Consider the following 18,792-nt stretch of genomic DNA (forward strand, 5'->3'; position numbering starts at 1 on the left):
GAGCTTCCGGACGGAGGGCAGTGCGGGATGACGCGGAATGCCTTGACGAGAAAATCAATATAATGAAAATCGTCGGGGCCGACGTTGTTCCTGAGCCTCCCCGACTGGAGCGTCCACGAATGCCGGCAGGCCACGACGTCGGGCAGGCGTCGCGTCAGCAACCCATTGGCGGATCGCTCCGCCGCGTCAGAGGGCTTTGCGATGGCAGATGAATCCGGGATCGGGCCGCAGGCCGGCGCAATGGCCGTGTCGCGCCGGGCATTGTTATTCGGGGCGAGCGTCCTGGCTGCGCTTCCGTGGGGGGCCGGGTCGCAGGCGCAGCCTGCGCCGAAGCCGACGAAACCGCCATCCGCGCCCAAGGGACAGGCGGTCATCGGCTATTCCCAGGAGATCACCGTCCTGCACCCGCTGATGCCGGCCAACGAGGTCGATCAGGGCGTCTGGTGGAATCTGTTCAGCCCGCTATGGGCGCTGGATCAGGCTGGCAAATTCGTCCCCGTATTGGCCAAGGAGGTGCCGACCGTGGCCAATGGCGGGATTTCCGCCGACGGATTGGTCTGGAAGGTGACGCTGCGCGAGGGCGTCAAATGGCATGACGGCCGGGATTTTTCGGCCGAGGATGTCCGGTTCACCTTCGATCTCATCCGGAATCCGCAGTTCCGTACGCGCAGCCGCTCCGGCTTCAGTCTCCTCGAAGACGTCAAGACGGAAGGCGACACAATCAGCTGGCGGATGAAGGAGCCCTTTGCACCGTTCCTGTCCTTCCTCGCCTGGACCTTCATCGTGCCCAGGCATCTGCTCGATGGGGCGGCCGATCCGAACGCGACGCCCTTCCAGGCCAACCCCGTCGGCACGGGCCCGTTCAAATTCGTCGAGCGCAAGACCGGCAGTCATGTCCTGCTCGCGGCCAACACGGCCTATTTCGGCGAAGGGCCCTATCTGGAGCGGCTGGTCTTCCGTTATGTGCCCGACCTCAACGCGATGTTCACGCAGTTCCGGACGGGTGAGATCGACTATATCGGCCTCCAGGGCATTCCGCCCCACCACTACGCCGAGGCAAAGACACTCAAGAACGTCGCCGTGCATCTCTGCCCACGGGCTTCCGTCGAGAACCTCACGCTCAATCTCGCCCATCCCGCACTGAAGGAGAAGGTGGTCCGGCAGGCGCTCTATCTCGGTCTGGACAAGAACGCGATCATCGAGGCGCTCTATTACGGGCTTCCCCTTCCCGCTTCCAGCTTCATGCCGCCGCAGAACTGGGCCTTTAACGACGCGCTTCCGCGCCATGTCCATGATCCGGCCAAGGCCAGGGCCATTCTCGATGCGGCCGGCTGGAAGCCCGGCCCCGACGGGGTGCGCGTGAAGGACGGCGTGCGTCTCGCCTTCACCAACTCGACCACGACCGGGAATCCGACGCGTGAACAGGCCCAGCAGTTGCTGGTGCAGGATTGGGCCAAGATCGGCGCCGAGATGACCATCAAGAACATGCCGGCCGCCGTGCTCTGGGCGAAGTTCTGGGCGGAGTCCCAATTCGACAGCCTGATGACCAACACGACCTACACGGTCGCCTCCGATCCCGACGTGATGCACCGCTTTGGCGGCAAGTCGATCCCGCTCAAGGCCGGTACGGGCTCCAATGTCAGCCAGTACGAAAACCCGAAGGTCGACAGCTTGCTGGCGAAGGGCATCGCTGTGACCGATATCGCCCAGCGCGCTGAGACATACCGAGAGGCGCAGGCGCTGATCCTCGACGATCTGCCGATGCTGCCGATTTTCCAGTCGGTGCAGGTCGAGGGCACCAAGGCCGGGCTCGTCGGCTTCGCCAACAACGTCAACGCGCTCTCCAACGCCTGGAATGCCGGCAGTTGGTACTGGGCCTGAGACCGCGCCGGGAATGGTTCCGGCGAGGAGCCGAGCCGGCGCAGAAGCCTATGCCGTCAATGGCGGTCAAATCGGCAGATTCTATCCGGCATGCGGCCGCGATCGGTATCCGAATGAGGGCGCCGCAAGCCTAACCTAGGGGGAAGGTTGAAAGATCGGCCAACCATGAGCGACCCGCCAGACGAAGCGGGAGTGCATGGCCAAGAGCCGGATGATTTCAGACGGTGTCACAAAGTGACACCGTCTGAAATCATCCGGCTCTCATCAAGGAGTTAGAGCAGGATCAATGCGAAAAACCGGTTCCCACTTTTTCGCATCCTGCTCTAGCGGCCGAACTGATCTGGATCAGGCCGGGGCGCGCGTCGCGCCGGTTCGGATTGCCTTCCGCAAAACAAAGAACAGAGGGGTTTCTCGATGACCAAGCATTCCAACGAAACGATCAGATCGACCTTCCCGATGCCGGCCTTGCATCGCCGCGAGGTTCTTGCGCTCGGTGCTGGCGGCCTGCTCGCCGCCTCCGGCCTTGGCGCCCGCGCCCAGACCAAGGCCGCGCCGCCGCCTCCAGCCAAGCCGACCGGCCAGGTCGTCGTCGGCCTGTCGCAGGAGCCGACCGCCTTCAATCCGCTGATGCCCGGCATCGAGGTCGACGAGACCGTCTGGATGCAGCTCTTCAACACGATGTGGCTGGCCGATCCGCAGGGCAACCTGATGCCTGACCTTGCGGCCGAGATCCCCAGCGAGGCGAATGGCGGCATCTCGGAAGGCGGCCTGGTCTGGAAGGTCAAGCTGCGCGCGGGCGTGACCTGGCATGACGGCACGCCCTTCACCGCCGAGGACGTGAAATACACGCTCGAACTCATCAACGCGCCGGGCTTCAAGAGCCGTACCCGCGTCGGCCATGCCCTGGTCAAGGACATCAAGGTCACCGGGCCATTGGAGATCACCTGGCGCATGGAAAAGGCCTATGCGCCTTATCTTGCGCTGCTCTCCAACACCTTCATCGTGCCCAAGCATCTGCTGGAGAAGGCGAGCGATCCCAACACCGCTCCCTTCAACAGCGCGCCTGTCGGCACCGGCCCGTTCAAATGGGGCACGCGCCAGCCCGGCGACAACATCACCCTCGTCGCCAATGAGAAGTACCATGGCAAGGGGCCTTATCTGGAGAAGGCCGTCCTCAAATATGTGCCCGACCAGACCGCGCTCTACGCCCAGTTCCGCACCGGCCAGGTCGACCTCATCATCGGCACCGGCATCCCCGCGAATTTCTACGAGGAAGCCAAGAAGCTGCCGGGCCGCAAGGTCGTGATGATCCCGAACGCCTCGCTCGAGATCCTGATGCCTAACCTGGAGAACCCGGTCCTGGCTGAGAAGGCGGTGCGCCAGGCGCTCTACGCCTCGATCAACAAGCAGGCGATCATCGACGTGATCTACTACGGCACCCACAAGCCGACCGAGTCCTTCGCGCCGCAGGAATCCTGGGCCTACAACCCGAATCTGCCCAAGCAGCAATACGATCTCGCCAAGGCCAACAAGATCCTCGACGAGGCCGGCTGGAAGCGCTCGGGCTCGGGCGTGCGCATGAAGAACGGTGTGCCGCTCGAATTCGCGGTTTCGACCACGACGGGCGCGGCGCTGCGCGAGCAGTGCCAGCAATTGATGATGCAGGACTGGCAGCAGGTCGGCGTCAAGATGACGATCAGCAACATGCCGGCCGCCGTGATCTGGGGTGAGTTTTACACCCGCTCGAAATTCCAGTCTCTGCTCGTCGGCACCGCCTTCCGCACCGTGATCGATCCCGATCCGGCCTCGCGCTTCGCCTCTGATGCGATCCCGGCCAAGAACGGCAGCGGCGCCAACCAGATGCAGTGGCAGAACGCCGAGGTCGACAAGCTGCTCAAGGCCGGCCAGGAGACCTTCGACCAGGCCAAGCGCAAGGAGATCTACTGGAAGCTGCAGGAGATCGCCCGCGAGGAGTTGCCGATCCTGCCGATCTTCCAGTACGCCCCGATCGAGGGCTACAAGGAAGGCCTCATCGGCTACGAGCCCAACATCAACGCCCGCCAGAACACCTGGAACATGGGCAGCTGGTACTGGGCGCGCTGAGACCATGAGCAAGCCCGTCCGGAAAACCACGCCATGAGCACGTTCCTGGTGCAAAGGCTGATGCAGGCGCTGGTCCTGCTGCTCATCGTCTCGATGATCGGCTTCGCCATCCTGCACCTGGCCCCGGGCGGGCCGCTCTCGCAATTCGCCGCCGGCGGCGAGATGAGCCAGGAGGATCTCGACCGCATCACCGAGCAGCTCGGCCTCAACCGCGCGCTGCCGGTGCAATATGCGGAATGGCTCTGGCGCATGCTGCGCGGCGATTGGGGCCTGTCCTATCGCGACCACCAGCCGGTGCTCCACATCATCGCCTCCCATATCGGGGCGACGCTGGAATTGATGCTGACCTCGACGCTGCTCGCCATGCTGCTCGGCGCCTGGATCGGCATTCTCGGCGCGATCAAGCGCTACTCGCTGTTCGACAGCCTGGCGACGATCGGCGCGATGATCGCGCTCTCGATCCCGACCTTCTGGTTCGGTCTGGTCGTGATCTATGTCTTCTCGGTCGGGCTCGGCTGGCTGCCCTCGGGCAATCGCTACACCATCGGCGACGGTTCCTTCCTCAACCAGATCCACCATCTGATCGGACCCTGCATCGTGCTGGCGCTGGTCTCGACCGCGGTCTGGAGCCGTTACATGCGCTCCTCGATGCTGGAGGTGATCAACCAGGACTATATCCGCACCGCCCGCGCCAAGGGCGTGCCGGAGGGTCAGATCCTGCTGCGCCACGCCTTCCGCAATGCGCTCCTGCCGATGATCACCATCACCGGCCTGCATGTGCCGACCCTGCTCAGCGGGGCGCTGGTGACGGAGACCGTCTTCACCTGGCCGGGCATGGGCCGGCTCTTTCTCGATTCGATCAGCTATCGCGACTATCCCGTCGTGATGGGCATCCTGATGTTCACCGCCGTGCTCGTCCTGTTGGGAAGCCTGATCGCCGACCTGCTCTATGGCGTCGCGGATCCGCGCATCGCGAGGAACGGTTGATGAACGACGCTCCCTTCACCGCCAGCACGGCAGAGCCGGCGCTGCCGCCCGCGCCGACCGCCTGGAACAGCCCGGGCTTTCGCCGCTTCCGCCGCCACAAGCTCGCGGTTTTCGGCGCGGCGGCGATCGTCACGATGACGCTCGCCTGCATCTTCGGGCCGATGCTGCTGCCCTATAACGACACCTTCATCGACATCCGGCAGCGCTTTGCGCCGCCCTTCTCCGGCCCGCATGTGCTGGGTACCGACCCGCTCGGGCGCGACATCCTCGCGCGTCTGCTGATGGCCGGGCGGATCTCGCTTGCGGTCGGCTTTTCCGCGATGATCATCAGCATGGCGATCGGCATCTTCGTCGGCATGGTCGCGGGCTTCTATGAAGGCGCCATCGGCGCCACGCTGATGCGCTTCGTCGATGCGATGCTGTGCTTTCCCTCGATCTTCCTGCTGCTCGCCATCTCCGCGCTAATCTCGCCTTCCGTCCCCTCGATCGTGATGCTGATCGCGATGACCTCCTGGATGGAGGTGGCGCGCGTCGTCGAGGCGCAGATGCGCTCGCTGCGCCGGCGGGAATTCGCTCAAGCCGCCGTCGCTATGGGTGCGAGCAATGCTCGCATCATGGTGCGCGAACTGCTGCCGAACGCGGTCGCGCCCATCGTCGTGGCCGCGACGCTGAACGTGGCGCATGCGATCCTGGCCGAGAGCTACATCTCCTTCCTCGGCTACGGCATCCAGCCGCCGACGCCGAGCTGGGGCAATATGCTGGAGGGCGCGCAGAGCTACCTCACCAGCGCGCCCTGGCTCGCGATCCTGCCGGGAGCCGCGATCACGCTCGCCGTCACCAGCTTCAACTTCGTCGGCGACGGCTTGCGCGATGCGCTCGATCCGCGCATGGACCTGCCGTGACCGGCAGCGTCGCGGCGCTCTGGCGCTATCCCGTGAGTTCGATGGCGGGCGAGCGGCTGGAGTTCGCTCCGCTCGACGCGTCCGGCATCGTCGGAGATCGGCTCTGGGGCGTTGTCGATGCGTCCAGCGAGCGCATCGCCTCGCCTGGCCGCGAGAAGCATTTCATCGAAGTTCCCCGCGGATATGCCCGCTGGACGGCTCAGGATGGTCCGGCGATCTCGGCTGACGGCACCAGCTGGGCAAGGCCGGACGACGCGGAAATCATCGGGAAGCTGTCCTTGCTCTTCGGCTTCCCGGCGCAGTTGAAGCCGTTCGTGCGGCGCGGGCAGGAGGGGTTCCGGCCGCGCTACGAGCATGCGCCGATCCATCTCCTGAGCACGGCCGCGCTGCGAAGCCTGGAGCGCGAGATGCCGGGCAGCATCGTCGACGAGCGCCGCTTCCGGCCCAATATCGTCGTCGATTGGCCCGATGAGCAGGAGCCGATTCCGGAGAATGGCTGGCTCGGCCGCGAGATCCGCATTGGCGATGCCGTCCTGAAAGGCAGCGTCCCCTGTGGGCGCTGCGGCTTCATCACCATCGCGCAGGACGGCATTCCGCTTGATGTCGAGCTGCTGCGCACGGTGGTGAAGCGTCACAACCGCAATTTCGGAATCTACTGCGACGTCCTGGTCCCCGGCGAGATCAAGCCCGGAGACACCGTGACGGTTGCTCCTGTCAGCGCCTGAAGGCGTTACGTTCCCGAGGATATCTGATCATGAGCCGTATCGTCATCATCGGGGCCGGCATCGTCGGCCTGTCGGTTGCCCGCGCAGCCCTCAAGCGCGGCCATGACATCGTCGTCCTGGAGCAGGGCCCGGCGCCCAACCCGCAGGCGGCCTCCTTCGATAACCACCGCATGATCCGCTACCCCTACGGTTCGGCCGCCGGCTACACACGCATGGTCACCGAGGCCTTTGCGGCCTGGGACCGGCTCTGGTCGGATCTCGGTACGGTGCATTTCGAGAATACGGGCGCGATCGCGATCTCGCTCGAGGCCGGCGACTACGCGCAGAAGACCCTCGACACGTTCAAGGCTGTCGGGCTGCCCCATGAGGTGCTCTCTCGCGACGGCGTCGAGGCACTCTGCCCGCATCTGAGCTTGCCCGCTCATGCCTGGGGCGTGGTCTCTTTCCCCGGCGGGCCGCTCTTCGCCGGCCGTATCGTGACCGAGCTGGCGCAATGGGTGCGCGACCATGGCGGGGTCATCGAGCATGATTGCCGCGTCGCGCGGGTTGATCTCGATGCCGGCATCGCTATCCGCGCCGACGGCTCCGAGGTCGCTGGCGATCTGCTTCTGGTCGCAGCCGGCGCCTGGCTGCCGGCGCTGCTGCCGGAGCGCTATGGCGAGGCCTCGGTCTATCGGCAGGGGCTCTGCTATGTCGAGCCGCCGGCGCAGTACGAGCAAAGCTGGCGCGAGGCTCCTGCGATCGCGGCCATCGGCGACCACACCGGCTATACGCTGCCCGATCGTCGCGGCGCCGGCCTCAAGATCGGCTACTCCGCGCATCGCCGCTTAGCACGCCCCGAGAAGGACGGCTTCGGCTCCGATCTGGAAAATGAGAGCCGCGCCATCCTCGGCGCTTTCAAGCCTTACTTCCGCGATTTCGAGGCCTATAGGCCAACGCGCATCCAGGTCGGCTATTACGTGCTCGACGCCGCGCGGCGTTTCGAGGTCGCGCAGACCGGGCGCGGCCTCGTCGTCACGAACTGCGACGGCCAGATGTTCAAGTTCGGCCCGCTCCTCGGCGAGCGCATCCTGCGCATGTTCGCGGGCGAGGAGAGCGCAAACGATCTCGCCCATTGGGCGGCGGGATATTGAACCGCCTCGGAAACATAGCCCGCTCCTCGGGATGAGGGCGCGGGATTGATTAATCGAGGCGGGGCCTACTCCGCCGCGAGCGCGATCTCCGGCACCTGCGGATAGTCGCGCCGGACAGTGGCGAAGGAAGACGGGACGTCAGCTTGCGAGCCGGCCTCGCGCATCGCCGCAAAGATCTTCGTCTTGGTGAAGAAGCGCCAATGCACCGGCAGGGCCGCGAGCAGGCGCGTCAGGGCGGCGTAGTTCCCGTCGTGCCAGACGCTCTCGAAGGCGTCGCGCTCCGGGCCGAAATGGAAATGCCTGCCATGCGCGTTCGGCTTCATCTCCGCCCTGAGTGCAGCCGTCGCCTCGGCATCGACCGCTCTGTCCCGGATCACCACGCCATAGCGGTCTTTCGCCGCTGCCACGCTGACATAGCCGCGCGCGACATCGAGCAGCACGCGCTCGGGTTCGCGCTCCAGCGGTGAACCGCGCCCGCCGCCACCCGGCGAATGGATGTGGATGATGTCGCCGGGCTCGGTGACGGCGATGTCGGTGTTGCCGAGCACGCGTTCATTGGCGGCGCCGGGGTTGATGATGAAGTTCGAGGGCTCGGCCGAAAGCCCGCCCAGCGTGCCCCAGGGCCGGAAGATCGAGCGGTCGCGGTTGCGCGCGGTGATGCGGGTGTTGGGCGCGAAGACCTTGAACTCCATCACGGTCGCAAGCCCGCCGCGCCAGCGCCCGGCGCCGCCGGAATCGGGCAGCAGGCCATAGCGCACGAACTGGATCGGCACCTCCGTCTCGGTGATCTCGATCGGCGTGTTCTTGAGATAGGCGGCGTCGGCGCCCGAGCCGTTGGGGCCGTCGCGATGCGGCATGCCGCCGCCGCCGCCGACCACCGGATTGATTGCGGCGATGATGCTGCGATGCGTCTTTTCGTCGGTCGTCATCACATTGACGATCGAGCTCGAGCCCGCCGGCGCCGCCGGCATGCGCTCGGGGATGGCGAGGCTGAAGGCGCCGAAGATCAGGCTGCGCACCCGTCCGCAGGTCAGGCTGCGCATGCCCACCGCCGCCGGGAAGGACGGGTTCAGCACCGTGCCCTCGGGCGCGATGCAGGTGAAGGGGCGCGTCAGGCCGGAGTTGAGCAGGAGCTGCGGGTTGAGCGTATAGAGCACGTAATAGACGCCGACGAGCAGCAGGGTGTGGCGCGGGTCGCTGCCGGTGGGAACATTGAGCGAGGAGCCGAGCTGCGGGTCGGAGCCGGTGAAATCGAGTACCGCTTCGCAGCCCTTGATCGTCAGCGTCAGCGCGAGCCGGCAGGGATTGCCGTCGACGCTGTCCTCATCGGCATAGTCGGAGAAGAAGTATTCGCCATCTGGGATCGAGCGCAGGATCTCGCGGGCCTGGTGCTCGGCATAGTCCATCAACCCGTCGAGCCCCTCCATGAAGCCCTTGGCGCCGAACTTCGCGATCATCGCCTGAATCTTGCGCTCGCCGGTGTTGAGCGCGCCGGCCAGCGCCTTGAGGTCGCCCATGTTGAGGTCGGGCTTGCGCACATTCATCATCATGATGCGCAGCACCTTCTCGTCGAAGACGCCGTCGCGCATCAATGTCATCGGCGGGAAACGGATGCCCTCCTGGTGGATCTCGGTCAGCGAGCGCGACAGGCTGGCGGGCACCGCGCCGCCCATATCGGTGTTGTGGACATGGCCGCCGACGAAGCAGACGATCTCGCCTTCATGGAAGATCGGCTTCCAGAGATGCGTGTCGGGGGCGTGCGTCGCGAGATAGCCGCTATAGGGATCGTTGGTGAAGGCGATGTCGCCCGGCCGGTATTCGTCGACGAGGTTGATGGCGCGGTTGTAGTTCATGCCCGGATACCAGGTCGCGCCCAGATCCATCGGCACGGCGACGACGCGGCCGGTCTTGTCCATCACCATCACGGTGAAGTCCTCGGTCTCCTTGACGAAGGTCGAGTGCGCCGTGCGGTAGAGCGTGTAGGCCATGTTCTCGGCCGCGGCCCGGCAATGGTTCGCCAGAACCTGCAATGTCACCTTGTCGACCATGCTCAAGCCTCCGTCCGCAAGGTGAGGTGAAGGTTCAGCCAGCCATCGACATGGGCCTCGAAGCCGGCGGGAATGCAGATGGTGGTGTCGTCCTGCGCCACGATGGCGGGGCCGGAAAAGCGGTGGCCGTGGCGCAGCGCGTTGCGGTGATAGAGCGCGACCTCCTGGCTTGTCCCGTCGAGCCAGACCGGGATCAACCGCTCGGCTGTGACGGTCCCGGATGCGGCCTCCGGTACGGCGGTGAGGCCTGGCCGCTCGGTCGTGCCGCTGACGACGAGGCGCAGATTGACGATCTGGACCTCCCCGGCCTCGTCGTTGAAATCGTAGATCGCCAGATGCTGGCGGTGGAAGGCAGCATTGATCGCGGCAATGTCGCCCTCCGCCAGCCAGGCCTCGGAGAGCGGCACCTCGATCTCGAAGGACTGGCCGTGATAGCGCATATCGGCCGAGAGGGTCTCGATGACCTGGCCGGTGAAGCCTTGCTCATCCCGGATCCAGGTCGAGCCGTCGGCCTTGAGCCGGAGAAGCGCTTCCCTGAGACGCGGCAAGGATTCTGCTGCGGAGGGCGCGAAGATCGTCTGGATGAAGTCGCCCTTCACATCGGCGATCAGGCCGCCGAGCGCGCTGACCACGCCTGGCCGTTGCGGCACCATCACATGGGGAATGCCGAGCTCGCGCGCCAGGAAGCAGCCCAGCATCGGGCCGGCGCCGCCAAACGGCATCAGCGTGAACTCGCGCAGGTCGACGCCATAACGCGCGACGAGCTTGTTGACCTCGACGAACATCTCCGAGACCGCCACCGCGATGATCGCCTCCGCCGTCGCTTGCGAGGCGAGGCCCAAGAGCCCGGCGAGCTCGCCGATCACGGCCTCGGCCCGGTCGCGCCGCATGCCGATCTGGTCATAGGCGATCGGGGTATGGCCGAGGAAACCGCAAGCGGCCATCGCGTCGGTGACGGTCGCGCGCATGCCGCCGCGGCCATAGCAGGCCGGGCCTGGGGTCGAGCCGGCGCTTTCCGGTCCGACCTTGAGCACGCCGAAGGCGTCGGCCCAGGCGATCGAGCCGCCGCCGCTGCCGATGGATGTGACGGAGACGCTGGGCACGAAGAGTGGGAAATCGCCGACGGTCTCGCCGGTGCCGAATTGCGGCTTGCCGTCGATGATCAAGGCGAGGTCGGCGCTGGTGCCGCCGATATCGAGCGTCAGCACATGGGCGATGCCGGCCTGTTCGGCGAGATAGGCCGCACCGATGACGCCGGACGCCGTGCCCGAGAGCAGCATGTTGACGCAGGCGCGCTTGCCGGTCTGCGCATTCATCAGCCCGCCATTGGATTTGGTCAGCATCGGCCCAGCTGGCACGCCGCGCGAGGCGAGAGCCGCCTCGAGCGCGCCGAGATAGCCGGCGACGCGCGGATGGACATAGCCGTTCAGGATCGCAGTCGTGCTGCGCTCATATTCGCGGATCACCGGCCAGACCTCGCTGGAGGTGAAGACGAAGAGTTCCGGCGCAAGCTCCGCGATCAGCGCCTTGGCCTGCGCCTCATGGACGGGATTGCGATAGGCGTGCAGGAAGGAGATGACGACGCCGTCCACGTCCTTGCTGCGGATTGTCGCGATGACATCGGCCAGCGCCGCGCGGTCGAGCTCCTCGGCGACCGCGCCATTGGCGAGCTGGCGCTGCCTGACGCCATGGATCAGGTCGCGCGGGATCAATTGCTCGGGCCTGGCGCAGAACAGCGAATACATCTCCGGCATGCGCAGCCGGGCGAGTTCGATCACGTCCTCGAAACCGGCGGTGGTGATCAGGGCGAGCCGGCTGCCCTTGCGCTGGATGATGGTGTTGATGCCGACCGTGGTGCCGTGGACGAAGGAGATGACCTCCTCGGGCGCCACGCCATGGCGCTCCTGCAGGAGGCTCAAGCCGTCGAGCAGCTCCTTGCCGGGTTCGTTCGGCGTGGTCAGGACCTTGATGGTCTCGAACCGGTTGGTGCCGGTTTCCATCGCGCAGAAGTCGATGAAGGTGCCGCCGATGTCGACGCCGATACGCCAGCTCATGAATCCGCCCGCTCGCGAGAATGCAGTTGGCAATCTGAGGGCAGGGGGCGGCACCGTCCAAGAGCAAAATGCGACAGGCGGATAAGCCTGGCTTATGGAATCAGGGTTCGTGCTGTTCGAGGCCGAGGCTTTTGCAGGCGTTGCGCAGATGGGCCCGCAGCAATTCGTGATTGCGCGAAAGCGGCCGGCGCGAACTCGTCAGCAGGCAAAGCGGCAAGGCGACATTTGGCCGGAAGGGGCGGGTCACCAGTCCCGGAAAGCTGTGCCAGGGCAAAAGCCCATCGACGATCGCAATGCCGAGCCCCTGCTGCACGAAGGCGAGCGCGATGATCGAGACGTCGATCTCCATCTCCGGCTGGATGCTGACGCCTTCGCGCCCCAGCGCCGCCCGCAGCAACTGCCCGGGAAGGGATTCGGCGCGATAGGAAATCAGCGTCTCGCCCCGCAGATCGGCTGGGCCGATCGCCTCGCGGGAGGCGAGAGGGTGGGCCGAGGGCAGGACGCAGACGATGCGGGTGTGGCCGATGATCTCCGTATCGATCAGGGGAAACGATTGATCGGTCATCGCGATGCCGAGGCCGGCCTGGCCGCGATCCAGCATCGCCACGATCACCTCGGCCGGCACGACAAAGGACAGGATGCGGATATCGGCATGGGCCGCCCGGAAATGGCGCAAGGCCTCCGGCACCAGAGCCAGCGAAGGTGGCGCGGAGGCCGCGAGCCGCACCACGCCGGATTTGCTCTGGCGCAGATCGCCGGCGCGCTGCCGCAGCCCTTCGAGATCGCTGAACAGCCGGTCGACTTCCGGATAGAGCTCCTCCGCCTCCGGCGTCGGGATCAATCGGCCCTTGATCCGCAGGAACAGCTTGAAGCCGAGCTCGTCCTCGGTGTGCAGCAGGATCTGGCTCAAGGCCGGCTGCGAGACGTTGAGCGCCTCGGCCGCGCTGGTCAGCGTGCCGCAGCGCATCACCATGCGAAAGACTTCGAGTTGCCGCGCGCGCATCCGCCTCATTCCATAATGAGGCCTTATAGCATGAGTCCCGCGCCGGGATTGGATGAATCGCTCGTGCGGGAAGCTCCGAGAGGTATTAGCCTGCGAAGGCTCCCGGGCGAATCGGGGCGGTCATCGACACGGAAAGGCTGGTCCCGACATGCGGCTTGGCGTCATCGCGGATGTTCACGGCAACCTCCCGGCCCTGGAGGCCGTGATGGAGCGGCTCGCCGGGCTGGAGCTCGATGCGGTCGTCAATCTCGGCGATTGCGCGTCGAGCCCGCTCTGGCCGGCCGAGTCCGTCGCGCTGCTGCGCAAGAGCGGGTTTCACCATGTCCGCGGCAATCACGACCGGGTGGTCGGCGCGCCGGATTCCACGGGGCTCGGCCCGTCCGACACCTATGCCCGGTCGCAGCTCGATCAGGAGGCGCGCGATTGGCTGCATGCGCTTCCCTTCAGCCTGTCCGTCGCAGGTGCGCTCTGCATCCATGCCAGTCCGCATGACGACAACACCTATCTGCTCGAGAGCGTCGTGGCGGGACGCCTGCTGCCGGCCTCCCTGGCGGAGGTCGAAGGCAGGCTGGAAGGCCAGGACGCGCGGCTGATCCTATGCGCCCACAGCCATCTGCCGCGTCTTCTGCGGCTGGGGAGCGGCGCCACCATCGTCAACCCCGGCAGTGTCGGCTGCCCGGCCTATGACGATCCCGACGCGCCCGCCCATGTCTCGGAAAGCGGCTCGCCCCATGCCCGTTTCGCGCTCGTGACCGTGGAGGGAGACAAGGTCGAGGTCGCGTTCCAGGCGATTGCCTATGACTGGGACGCAGCCGCCCGCCGTGCGCGAGAGAATGGCCGCGAGGATTGGGCGCAGGCCCTGTTGAAGGGCTGGATGAGCTAGCAGGCTGCTGCAGAAGTCTCTGGCGGGATCGTCTTGGAGATGATTCATTCTGTCTGAGGCAGATGCGGGGTCTTGCGATGCGGGGACGTGAGGATCGGTCGGATAGCCTGTTCAGCTACATCCGGCTGGAAGAGCGGGTTCCTGCGGATCATCCGCTGCGAGCGATCCGGGCTTTGGCGGACGAGGTTCTGGCGGGTCTGAACGGTCGCTTCGAGACGCTGTATTCGCAGATGGGTCGGCCCTCGATCCCACCGGAGATGCTGCTGCGCGCGACGCTGCTGCAGGCGTTCTTCTCGGTTCGCTCCGAGCGGATGCTGATGGAGCAGATCGACTACAATCTGCTGTTCCGGTGGTTCGTCGGGCTTGAGATGGATGCCGCGGTCTGGCACCCGACGGTGTTCACGCACAACCGCGACCGGCTTCTGGAAGCGGATGTGGCCCACGCCTTCCTGTCGGGGCTGCTGGCTTTGCGTCAGGTGAAGCAGCTCCTGTCGAGCGACCACTTCTCCGTCGATGGCACGCTGATCGATGCCTGGGCCTCGATGAAGAGCTTCCGGCGCAAGGACGGCTCGGACGAGCCGCCTGGGCCTGGCCGCAACGGCGAGCGCAACTTCCGCAAGGAAAAGCGCTCGAATGTAACCCATGCCTCGACCACCGATCCCGATGCCCGGCTCTATCGCAAGAGCGACGGGCACGAGAGCCGGCTGTGCTTCATAGGCCATGCGCTGATGGAGAACCGCCATGGCCTCGTGGTGGACGCGACGCTGACCCACGCCACCGGCACGGCCGAGCGCGAGGCAACGCTTGCGATGCTCGACCGGCGCGAAAGCCGACATCGGATCACGTTGGGAGCCGACAAGGCCTACGATGTCGAGGCCTTCGTGGGCGACCTGCGGGCGCGCCAGGTGACGCCGCACATCGCCATCAACGGCGCGGTGTCCAAGACCGGCAAGGTGCGCAAGACCGCCATCGACGGCCGCATCACCCGCCATCCCGGCTACGCGATCAGCCAGCGTTGCCGCAAGCGCATCGAGGAGGTCTTCGGCTGGATCAAGACCCAGGCCGGGCTGGCCAAGGTCAAGGTCCGGTCCCGGACCAAGGCCGAGGCGGTCTTCACCTTCGCAGTTGCCGCCTACAACCTCGTCCGCATCCCCAAGCTTCTAGCCCAGGCGACCGCATGAAGGGCAGCGCCAAGCGGACCAAGCCACGCTCCGGCAGCAGCATCCACCAGAAGACAAGCCGCCGACGCTTCCCAGCTGCGCCAGTCGCTGCCAAAACAGCAAAGACCATCTAAACCAAGAGCCAGAACAGACTTCTTCAGCAGCCTGCTAGCGCTCGGCCACGTCATTCGCCAGTCTCACATGCCGGCAGGACTTGTCATTATCATAATGGGGGCATATACCCGCATCATGAAGGTTGATTGCTATTGCACCGTCCTGAGATCCGCCACTCGGCGGATGGCGGCGTTCTATGACGAGGCGATGGCGCCCTTGGGCATCAACATCGCCCAGTTCAGCTTGCTGCGCTCGATCGCGCGGCTCGAGCCCGTCATCCTGACCGAGCTCGGCCGGCGGATGGAGCTCGATCGTTCGACGATCGGGCGCAATGTCCGTGTGCTCGAGCGGATGGATTTGGTGCAGCTCGGCAGCGGCAAGGATCGGCGCGAGGCGACCGTGACGCTGACCGAGGCGGGGCGTCGGGTTCTGCAAGAGGCCGCGCCGCTTTGGGAGGCGGCGCAGGCGGCCCTGGAAGCGCGAATGGGCGTCAAGGCCACGCAGGAACTACGCGAGATCCTGAATCGGATCTGATTTTCTCGACAATTTGCGGGTAGATACCCCCAATAGGAGACTGCCATGGCGTCCTTCGCCGATAGTTTGACCCCGACCTCTGCGCTCGCGAGGCTGCTGGCGCGACGCGGAATCCACTATGGCTGGGTCGTCGCCGCCGTGACCTTCCTGACCATGCTGGTGACGGCCGGCGCGGTTGGCGCTCCCGGCGTATTGATCACCCCGCTGCAGCGCGAATTCGGCTGGGCGACCTCCGACATCTCCTCGGCCCTGGCGGTCCGCCTGATGCTGTTTGGTTTGATGGGGCCATTTGCGGCGGCCTTCATGAACCGCTTCGGCGTGCGCAGGGTCGCGACCGTTGCGCTCACGCTGATCGGCAGCGGCATCCTCGGCTCCTTCTACATGACGCAGCTTTGGCACCTCGTGCTGCTCTGGGGCATCGTCGTCGGCCTCGGCACCGGGCTCACCGCCATGGTGCTCGGCGCGACGGTCGCGACGCGCTGGTTCTCGCATCGGCGGGGTCTCGTGCTCGGCCTGCTGACGGCGAGCACGGCGACAGGCCAGCTCGTCTTCCTGCCGCTGCTTGCGAGCCTGACCGAGCAGGTCGGCTGGCGCAGCGCGCTCGTCTTCGTCCTGGCCATGCTGGTCGTCGCGGTCGTCGCCGTGCTCGCCTTGATGCGCGATCGCCCATCCGATATCGGGCTCGCCCCCTATGGCGCTGACGCAATCGTCCCGGCCCCGGCTCAGGCTGCGAGTTTCGGCGCGATGCTGGTGTCGCCGCTGGTGGCGCTCAGGGATGCTTCGCGTACGCACACCTTCTGGGTTCTGTTCGGCACCTTCTTCGTCTGTGGGGCCAGCACCAACGGCCTCGTCCAGACCCATTTCGTCTCGCTCTGCGGGGACTACGGCATGGCGGCGGTGACGGCGGCCGGCGTGCTCGCGATGATCGGCGTCTTCGATTTCGTCGGCACGGTTGGTTCGGGCTGGCTCTCGGATCGCTATGACAGCCGCTGGCTGCTGTTCTGGTATTATGGCCTGCGCGGGCTTTCGCTGCTCTATCTGCCCTTCACCGATTTCTCCTTCTACGGCTTGTCGCTCTTTGCCGTCTTCTACGGGCTGGACTGGGTCGCGACCGTGCCGCCGACGATCAAGATCGCGGCCGACCGCTTCGGCGAGAAGTCCAATCTCGTCTTCGGCTGGATCTTTGCCGGGCACCAGATCGGCGCAGCCTTTGCCGCCTATGGCGCGGGCTTCAGCCGGACGGTCTATGAGAGCTATCTGCCGGCCTTCTTCATCGCCGGCGCGCTTTGCCTGTTTGCTGCCGCCTTTGTGGTGACGCTGCGTGGCACGGCGATGCCGCGCCTGAAGTCGGTCGCGGCCTGATCCTACCGAACCTGTCGCAGGAGCCAGCTCATGACGGCCTTTTCCTATCGTACCGCGCTGATCGTCGGAGCCGGCCCCGGCATCAGCGCCTCGCTCGCCCGCAAGCTGTCGGCCAGCGGCGTGCAGGTCGCGCTGGCCGCGCGCCATGTCGAGAAGCTCGCGCCATTGGCTGTGGAGACCGGCGCCTCGATCTTCTCGGTCGACGCTTCAGAGCAGGACGGCGTCGCGCGGCTTTTCGACGAGGTCGAGGCCAGGCTCGGCGAGCCCGATATCGTGATCTACAATGCCAGCATGGCCGTGCGCGGGCCGCTTGCCGAACTTGATCCAGCCACAGTGGCGCAATCGCTGTCGGTCAATGCCTTCGGCGCCTTCCTGGTGGTGCAGCAGGCGGCGCGGCGGATGCTGCCGCGGGAGCGGGGCGCGATCCTGCTCACCGGCGCCACGGCCGGCATCAAGGGCTTTGCCCGCTCCGCCCCCTTCGCCATGGGCAAATTCGCCCTGCGCGGCCTTGCTCAGAGTGCGGCGCGCGAGCTTGGCCCGAAAGGCATCCATGTCGCGCATTTCGTCATCGACGGCGGCGTGCGCAGTGCCAAGCGGCCCGATGCGTCGGACAATACGCTCGATCCCGACGCCATCGCGCAGAGCTATCTCGATGTGCTGCGCCAGCCGAGGAATGCCTGGACGATGGAGGTCGATCTCAGGCCATGGGCCGAGACCTTCTGAGGCCGGATCGTTTTTACGCAACCCATCCCGTCATTGCGAGCGCAGCGAAGCAATCCAGAAGGGCTCGCTCGACGCCTCCTGGATTGCTTCGCTGCGCTCGCAATGACGGCGAGCCGAACGGGAAAACGCTCTACCTCCTTGTTTTATCGCATTTTCTTCACGCGAACCGGTGCCCACTTCGCTCGAAAATGCTCTAACCGGCCGCGCAGGCCTCGCTATGCGGCAGGCTGGACTTGCGCTGGATCAGGTCGTTCTTGCCGAAAAGCTCGGCCAACCAGTCGACGAAGACGCGCACCTTGTTGCTGAGATGGCGGTTCGGCGGATAGACGATGTGCAAGGGTTTCGGTGCCGAGCACCAGCTTGAGAGCAATGGCACGAGCCGGCCCGCCGTGACATGCTCCTGCACCATGAAGCTCGGCGCCTGGATGATACCGAGCCCCGCCACCGCCGAGGCGACGTAGCCGGCACCCTCGTTCAGCGAAACGATATAGCGCCCCCGGACCTCGATGCTCTCCTTGGCGTCGACATAGGTGAACGGCACGGTGCGGCTGGTGCCGGCGCCGCGATAGCCGACGATGTAGTGGTCGGCCTCGAGCTCGCTGGGATGGCGCGGCGTGCCGTGGCGGGCGATGTAGTCGGGCGCGGCGCAGGTGATCAGGTACATCTCCCCGATGCGCCGCGCGATCAGGCTCTGATCCTGGATCTCGCCGGCGCGGATGGCGCAGTCGAGATTTTCGGCGACGAGGTCTGCCGGGCGGTCGCTCAGGCCGAGATCGAGCTGGATCTCCGGATAACGCGCATGGAAGCCGGGCAATGCGGGGATCAGCACCGTTATCGCCAGCAAGGTGCTGCAATCCACGCGCAACCGCCCGCTCGGCCGGGCCTGCGACAGCGCCATGCTGGAATCGAGCTCGTCGATTTCGCTCAGCACGCGCAGGGCGCGTTCATAATAGGCGGCTCCGTCCATCGTCACGGTCACGCGCCGGGTGGTACGGTTGAGCAGCTTGGCGCGCAGATGCGCCTCCAATTGCTGGATCTGTTTCGTCACGGTGGGCTTGGGCATGTCGAGCAGATCGGCGGCGCGCGTGAAGGTGCCGGCTTCGACGACCCGGACGAAGGCGCGCATGGCGTTGAGCTGGTCCATCCCATTCTCCTCGGCCTCTCAGTCATTGTTTCCCTG

15 protein-coding genes are annotated in these 18,792 nt (G+C 65.7%); 11 read left to right on the forward strand and 4 right to left on the reverse strand.

Annotated elements, in window-relative coordinates; genetic code table 11:
* The first annotated feature begins 201 nt into the window (after positions 1-201).
* The 6 genes from BHK69_RS06830 (at position 202) to BHK69_RS06855 (ending at position 7,731) form a co-directional block, all read left to right on the forward strand.
* Entirely contained in the window at positions 202-1,881 is a 1,680-nt protein-coding gene (locus tag BHK69_RS06830) for a peptide ABC transporter substrate-binding protein (RefSeq protein WP_069689440.1), read from the forward strand.
* Positions 1,882-2,295: 414 nt separating this feature from the next.
* Positions 2,296-3,984, forward strand: coding sequence for a peptide ABC transporter substrate-binding protein (locus BHK69_RS06835; protein ID WP_069689441.1), 1,689 nt, complete (start codon positions 2,296-2,298; stop codon positions 3,982-3,984).
* A gap of 33 nt (positions 3,985-4,017) precedes the next feature.
* Positions 4,018-4,971 carry an ABC transporter permease gene (locus BHK69_RS06840; protein ID WP_069689442.1) on the forward strand — a complete coding sequence of 318 codons (954 nt, stop codon included), beginning with the start codon at positions 4,018-4,020 and terminating at the stop codon, positions 4,969-4,971.
* On the forward strand, positions 4,971-5,873 hold the full coding sequence (locus BHK69_RS06845; RefSeq protein ID WP_083269167.1) for an ABC transporter permease: 903 nt from the start codon (positions 4,971-4,973) through the stop codon (positions 5,871-5,873). The genes BHK69_RS06840 and BHK69_RS06845 overlap by 1 nt, the downstream gene beginning before the upstream one ends.
* Positions 5,870-6,598, forward strand: coding sequence for an MOSC domain-containing protein (locus BHK69_RS06850; RefSeq protein WP_083269168.1), 729 nt, complete (start codon positions 5,870-5,872; stop codon positions 6,596-6,598). The genes BHK69_RS06845 and BHK69_RS06850 overlap by 4 nt, the downstream gene beginning before the upstream one ends.
* Positions 6,599-6,627: 29 nt before the next feature.
* On the forward strand, positions 6,628-7,731 hold the full coding sequence (locus BHK69_RS06855) for an NAD(P)/FAD-dependent oxidoreductase (protein ID WP_069689443.1): 1,104 nt from the start codon (positions 6,628-6,630) through the stop codon (positions 7,729-7,731).
* 65 nt (positions 7,732-7,796) lie between these two features.
* Here the strand turns inward: BHK69_RS06855 and BHK69_RS06860 are convergent, their stop codons facing one another.
* The 3 genes from BHK69_RS06860 to BHK69_RS06870 form a co-directional block, all read right to left on the reverse strand.
* On the reverse strand, positions 7,797-9,779 hold the full coding sequence (locus tag BHK69_RS06860; protein WP_069689444.1) for a hydantoinase B/oxoprolinase family protein: 1,983 nt from the start codon (positions 9,777-9,779) through the stop codon (positions 7,797-7,799).
* A gap of 2 nt (positions 9,780-9,781) precedes the next feature.
* On the reverse strand, positions 9,782-11,833 hold the full coding sequence (locus BHK69_RS06865; protein ID WP_069689445.1) for a hydantoinase/oxoprolinase family protein: 2,052 nt from the start codon (positions 11,831-11,833) through the stop codon (positions 9,782-9,784).
* 100 nt (positions 11,834-11,933) lie between these two features.
* Positions 11,934-12,836 carry a LysR family transcriptional regulator gene (locus tag BHK69_RS06870; protein ID WP_069689446.1) on the reverse strand — a complete coding sequence of 301 codons (903 nt, stop codon included), beginning with the start codon at positions 12,834-12,836 and terminating at the stop codon, positions 11,934-11,936.
* A 148-nt stretch (positions 12,837-12,984) separates the two neighbouring features.
* Here BHK69_RS06870 and BHK69_RS06875 point away from each other — a divergent pair, with 148 nt between their 5' ends.
* From BHK69_RS06875 to BHK69_RS06895, 5 genes are all read left to right on the forward strand, one after another.
* A complete protein-coding gene (locus BHK69_RS06875; protein WP_069689447.1) occupies positions 12,985-13,719 on the forward strand; it encodes a metallophosphoesterase family protein in 735 nt (244 codons plus the stop codon).
* A 77-nt stretch (positions 13,720-13,796) separates the two neighbouring features.
* Positions 13,797-14,900 carry an IS5 family transposase gene (locus tag BHK69_RS06880; RefSeq protein ID WP_069693320.1) on the forward strand — a complete coding sequence of 368 codons (1,104 nt, stop codon included), beginning with the start codon at positions 13,797-13,799 and terminating at the stop codon, positions 14,898-14,900.
* A 228-nt stretch (positions 14,901-15,128) separates the two neighbouring features.
* Positions 15,129-15,527 (forward strand): MarR family winged helix-turn-helix transcriptional regulator, encoded by a 399-nt coding sequence (locus BHK69_RS06885; protein WP_069693439.1) that lies wholly within the window; start codon positions 15,129-15,131, stop codon positions 15,525-15,527.
* Positions 15,528-15,572: 45 nt separating this feature from the next.
* Positions 15,573-16,889: an MFS transporter gene (locus BHK69_RS06890; RefSeq protein ID WP_069689448.1), complete on the forward strand. Its 1,317-nt coding sequence runs from the start codon at positions 15,573-15,575 to the stop codon at positions 16,887-16,889.
* Positions 16,890-16,919: 30 nt separating this feature from the next.
* Positions 16,920-17,612 (forward strand): SDR family NAD(P)-dependent oxidoreductase, encoded by a 693-nt coding sequence (locus tag BHK69_RS06895; RefSeq protein ID WP_069689449.1) that lies wholly within the window; start codon positions 16,920-16,922, stop codon positions 17,610-17,612.
* A gap of 193 nt (positions 17,613-17,805) precedes the next feature.
* On the opposite strand, the gene BHK69_RS06900 is transcribed toward BHK69_RS06895, so the two are convergent.
* A complete protein-coding gene (locus BHK69_RS06900) occupies positions 17,806-18,756 on the reverse strand; it encodes a LysR family transcriptional regulator (protein ID WP_069689450.1) in 951 nt (316 codons plus the stop codon).
* Positions 18,757-18,792: the final 36 nt, after the last annotated feature.

Source organism: Bosea vaviloviae (genome assembly GCF_001741865.1).
Classification (GTDB): Bacteria; Pseudomonadota; Alphaproteobacteria; order Rhizobiales; family Beijerinckiaceae; genus Allobosea; species Allobosea vaviloviae.

Excerpts from the sequence above, each read along its gene's own strand:
- BHK69_RS06830 (WP_069689440.1), top strand. The coding sequence starts at position 202 with ATGGCAGATGAATCCGGGATCGGGCCGCAGGCCGGCGCAATGGCCGTG.
- BHK69_RS06835 (WP_069689441.1), top strand. The coding sequence starts at position 2,296 with ATGACCAAGCATTCCAACGAAACGATCAGATCGACCTTCCCGATGCCG.
- BHK69_RS06840 (WP_069689442.1), top strand. The coding sequence starts at position 4,018 with ATGAGCACGTTCCTGGTGCAAAGGCTGATGCAGGCGCTGGTCCTGCTG.
- BHK69_RS06845 (WP_083269167.1), top strand. The coding sequence starts at position 4,971 with ATGAACGACGCTCCCTTCACCGCCAGCACGGCAGAGCCGGCGCTGCCG.
- BHK69_RS06855 (WP_069689443.1), top strand. The coding sequence starts at position 6,628 with ATGAGCCGTATCGTCATCATCGGGGCCGGCATCGTCGGCCTGTCGGTT.
- BHK69_RS06860 (WP_069689444.1), bottom strand. The coding sequence starts at position 9,779 with ATGGTCGACAAGGTGACATTGCAGGTTCTGGCGAACCATTGCCGGGCC.
- BHK69_RS06865 (WP_069689445.1), bottom strand. The coding sequence starts at position 11,833 with ATGAGCTGGCGTATCGGCGTCGACATCGGCGGCACCTTCATCGACTTC.
- BHK69_RS06870 (WP_069689446.1), bottom strand. The coding sequence starts at position 12,836 with ATGCGCGCGCGGCAACTCGAAGTCTTTCGCATGGTGATGCGCTGCGGC.
- BHK69_RS06875 (WP_069689447.1), top strand. The coding sequence starts at position 12,985 with ATGCGGCTTGGCGTCATCGCGGATGTTCACGGCAACCTCCCGGCCCTG.
- BHK69_RS06880 (WP_069693320.1), top strand. The coding sequence starts at position 13,797 with ATGCGGGGACGTGAGGATCGGTCGGATAGCCTGTTCAGCTACATCCGG.
- BHK69_RS06885 (WP_069693439.1), top strand. The coding sequence starts at position 15,129 with ATGAAGGTTGATTGCTATTGCACCGTCCTGAGATCCGCCACTCGGCGG.
- BHK69_RS06890 (WP_069689448.1), top strand. The coding sequence starts at position 15,573 with ATGGCGTCCTTCGCCGATAGTTTGACCCCGACCTCTGCGCTCGCGAGG.
- BHK69_RS06895 (WP_069689449.1), top strand. The coding sequence starts at position 16,920 with ATGACGGCCTTTTCCTATCGTACCGCGCTGATCGTCGGAGCCGGCCCC.
- BHK69_RS06900 (WP_069689450.1), bottom strand. The coding sequence starts at position 18,756 with ATGGACCAGCTCAACGCCATGCGCGCCTTCGTCCGGGTCGTCGAAGCC.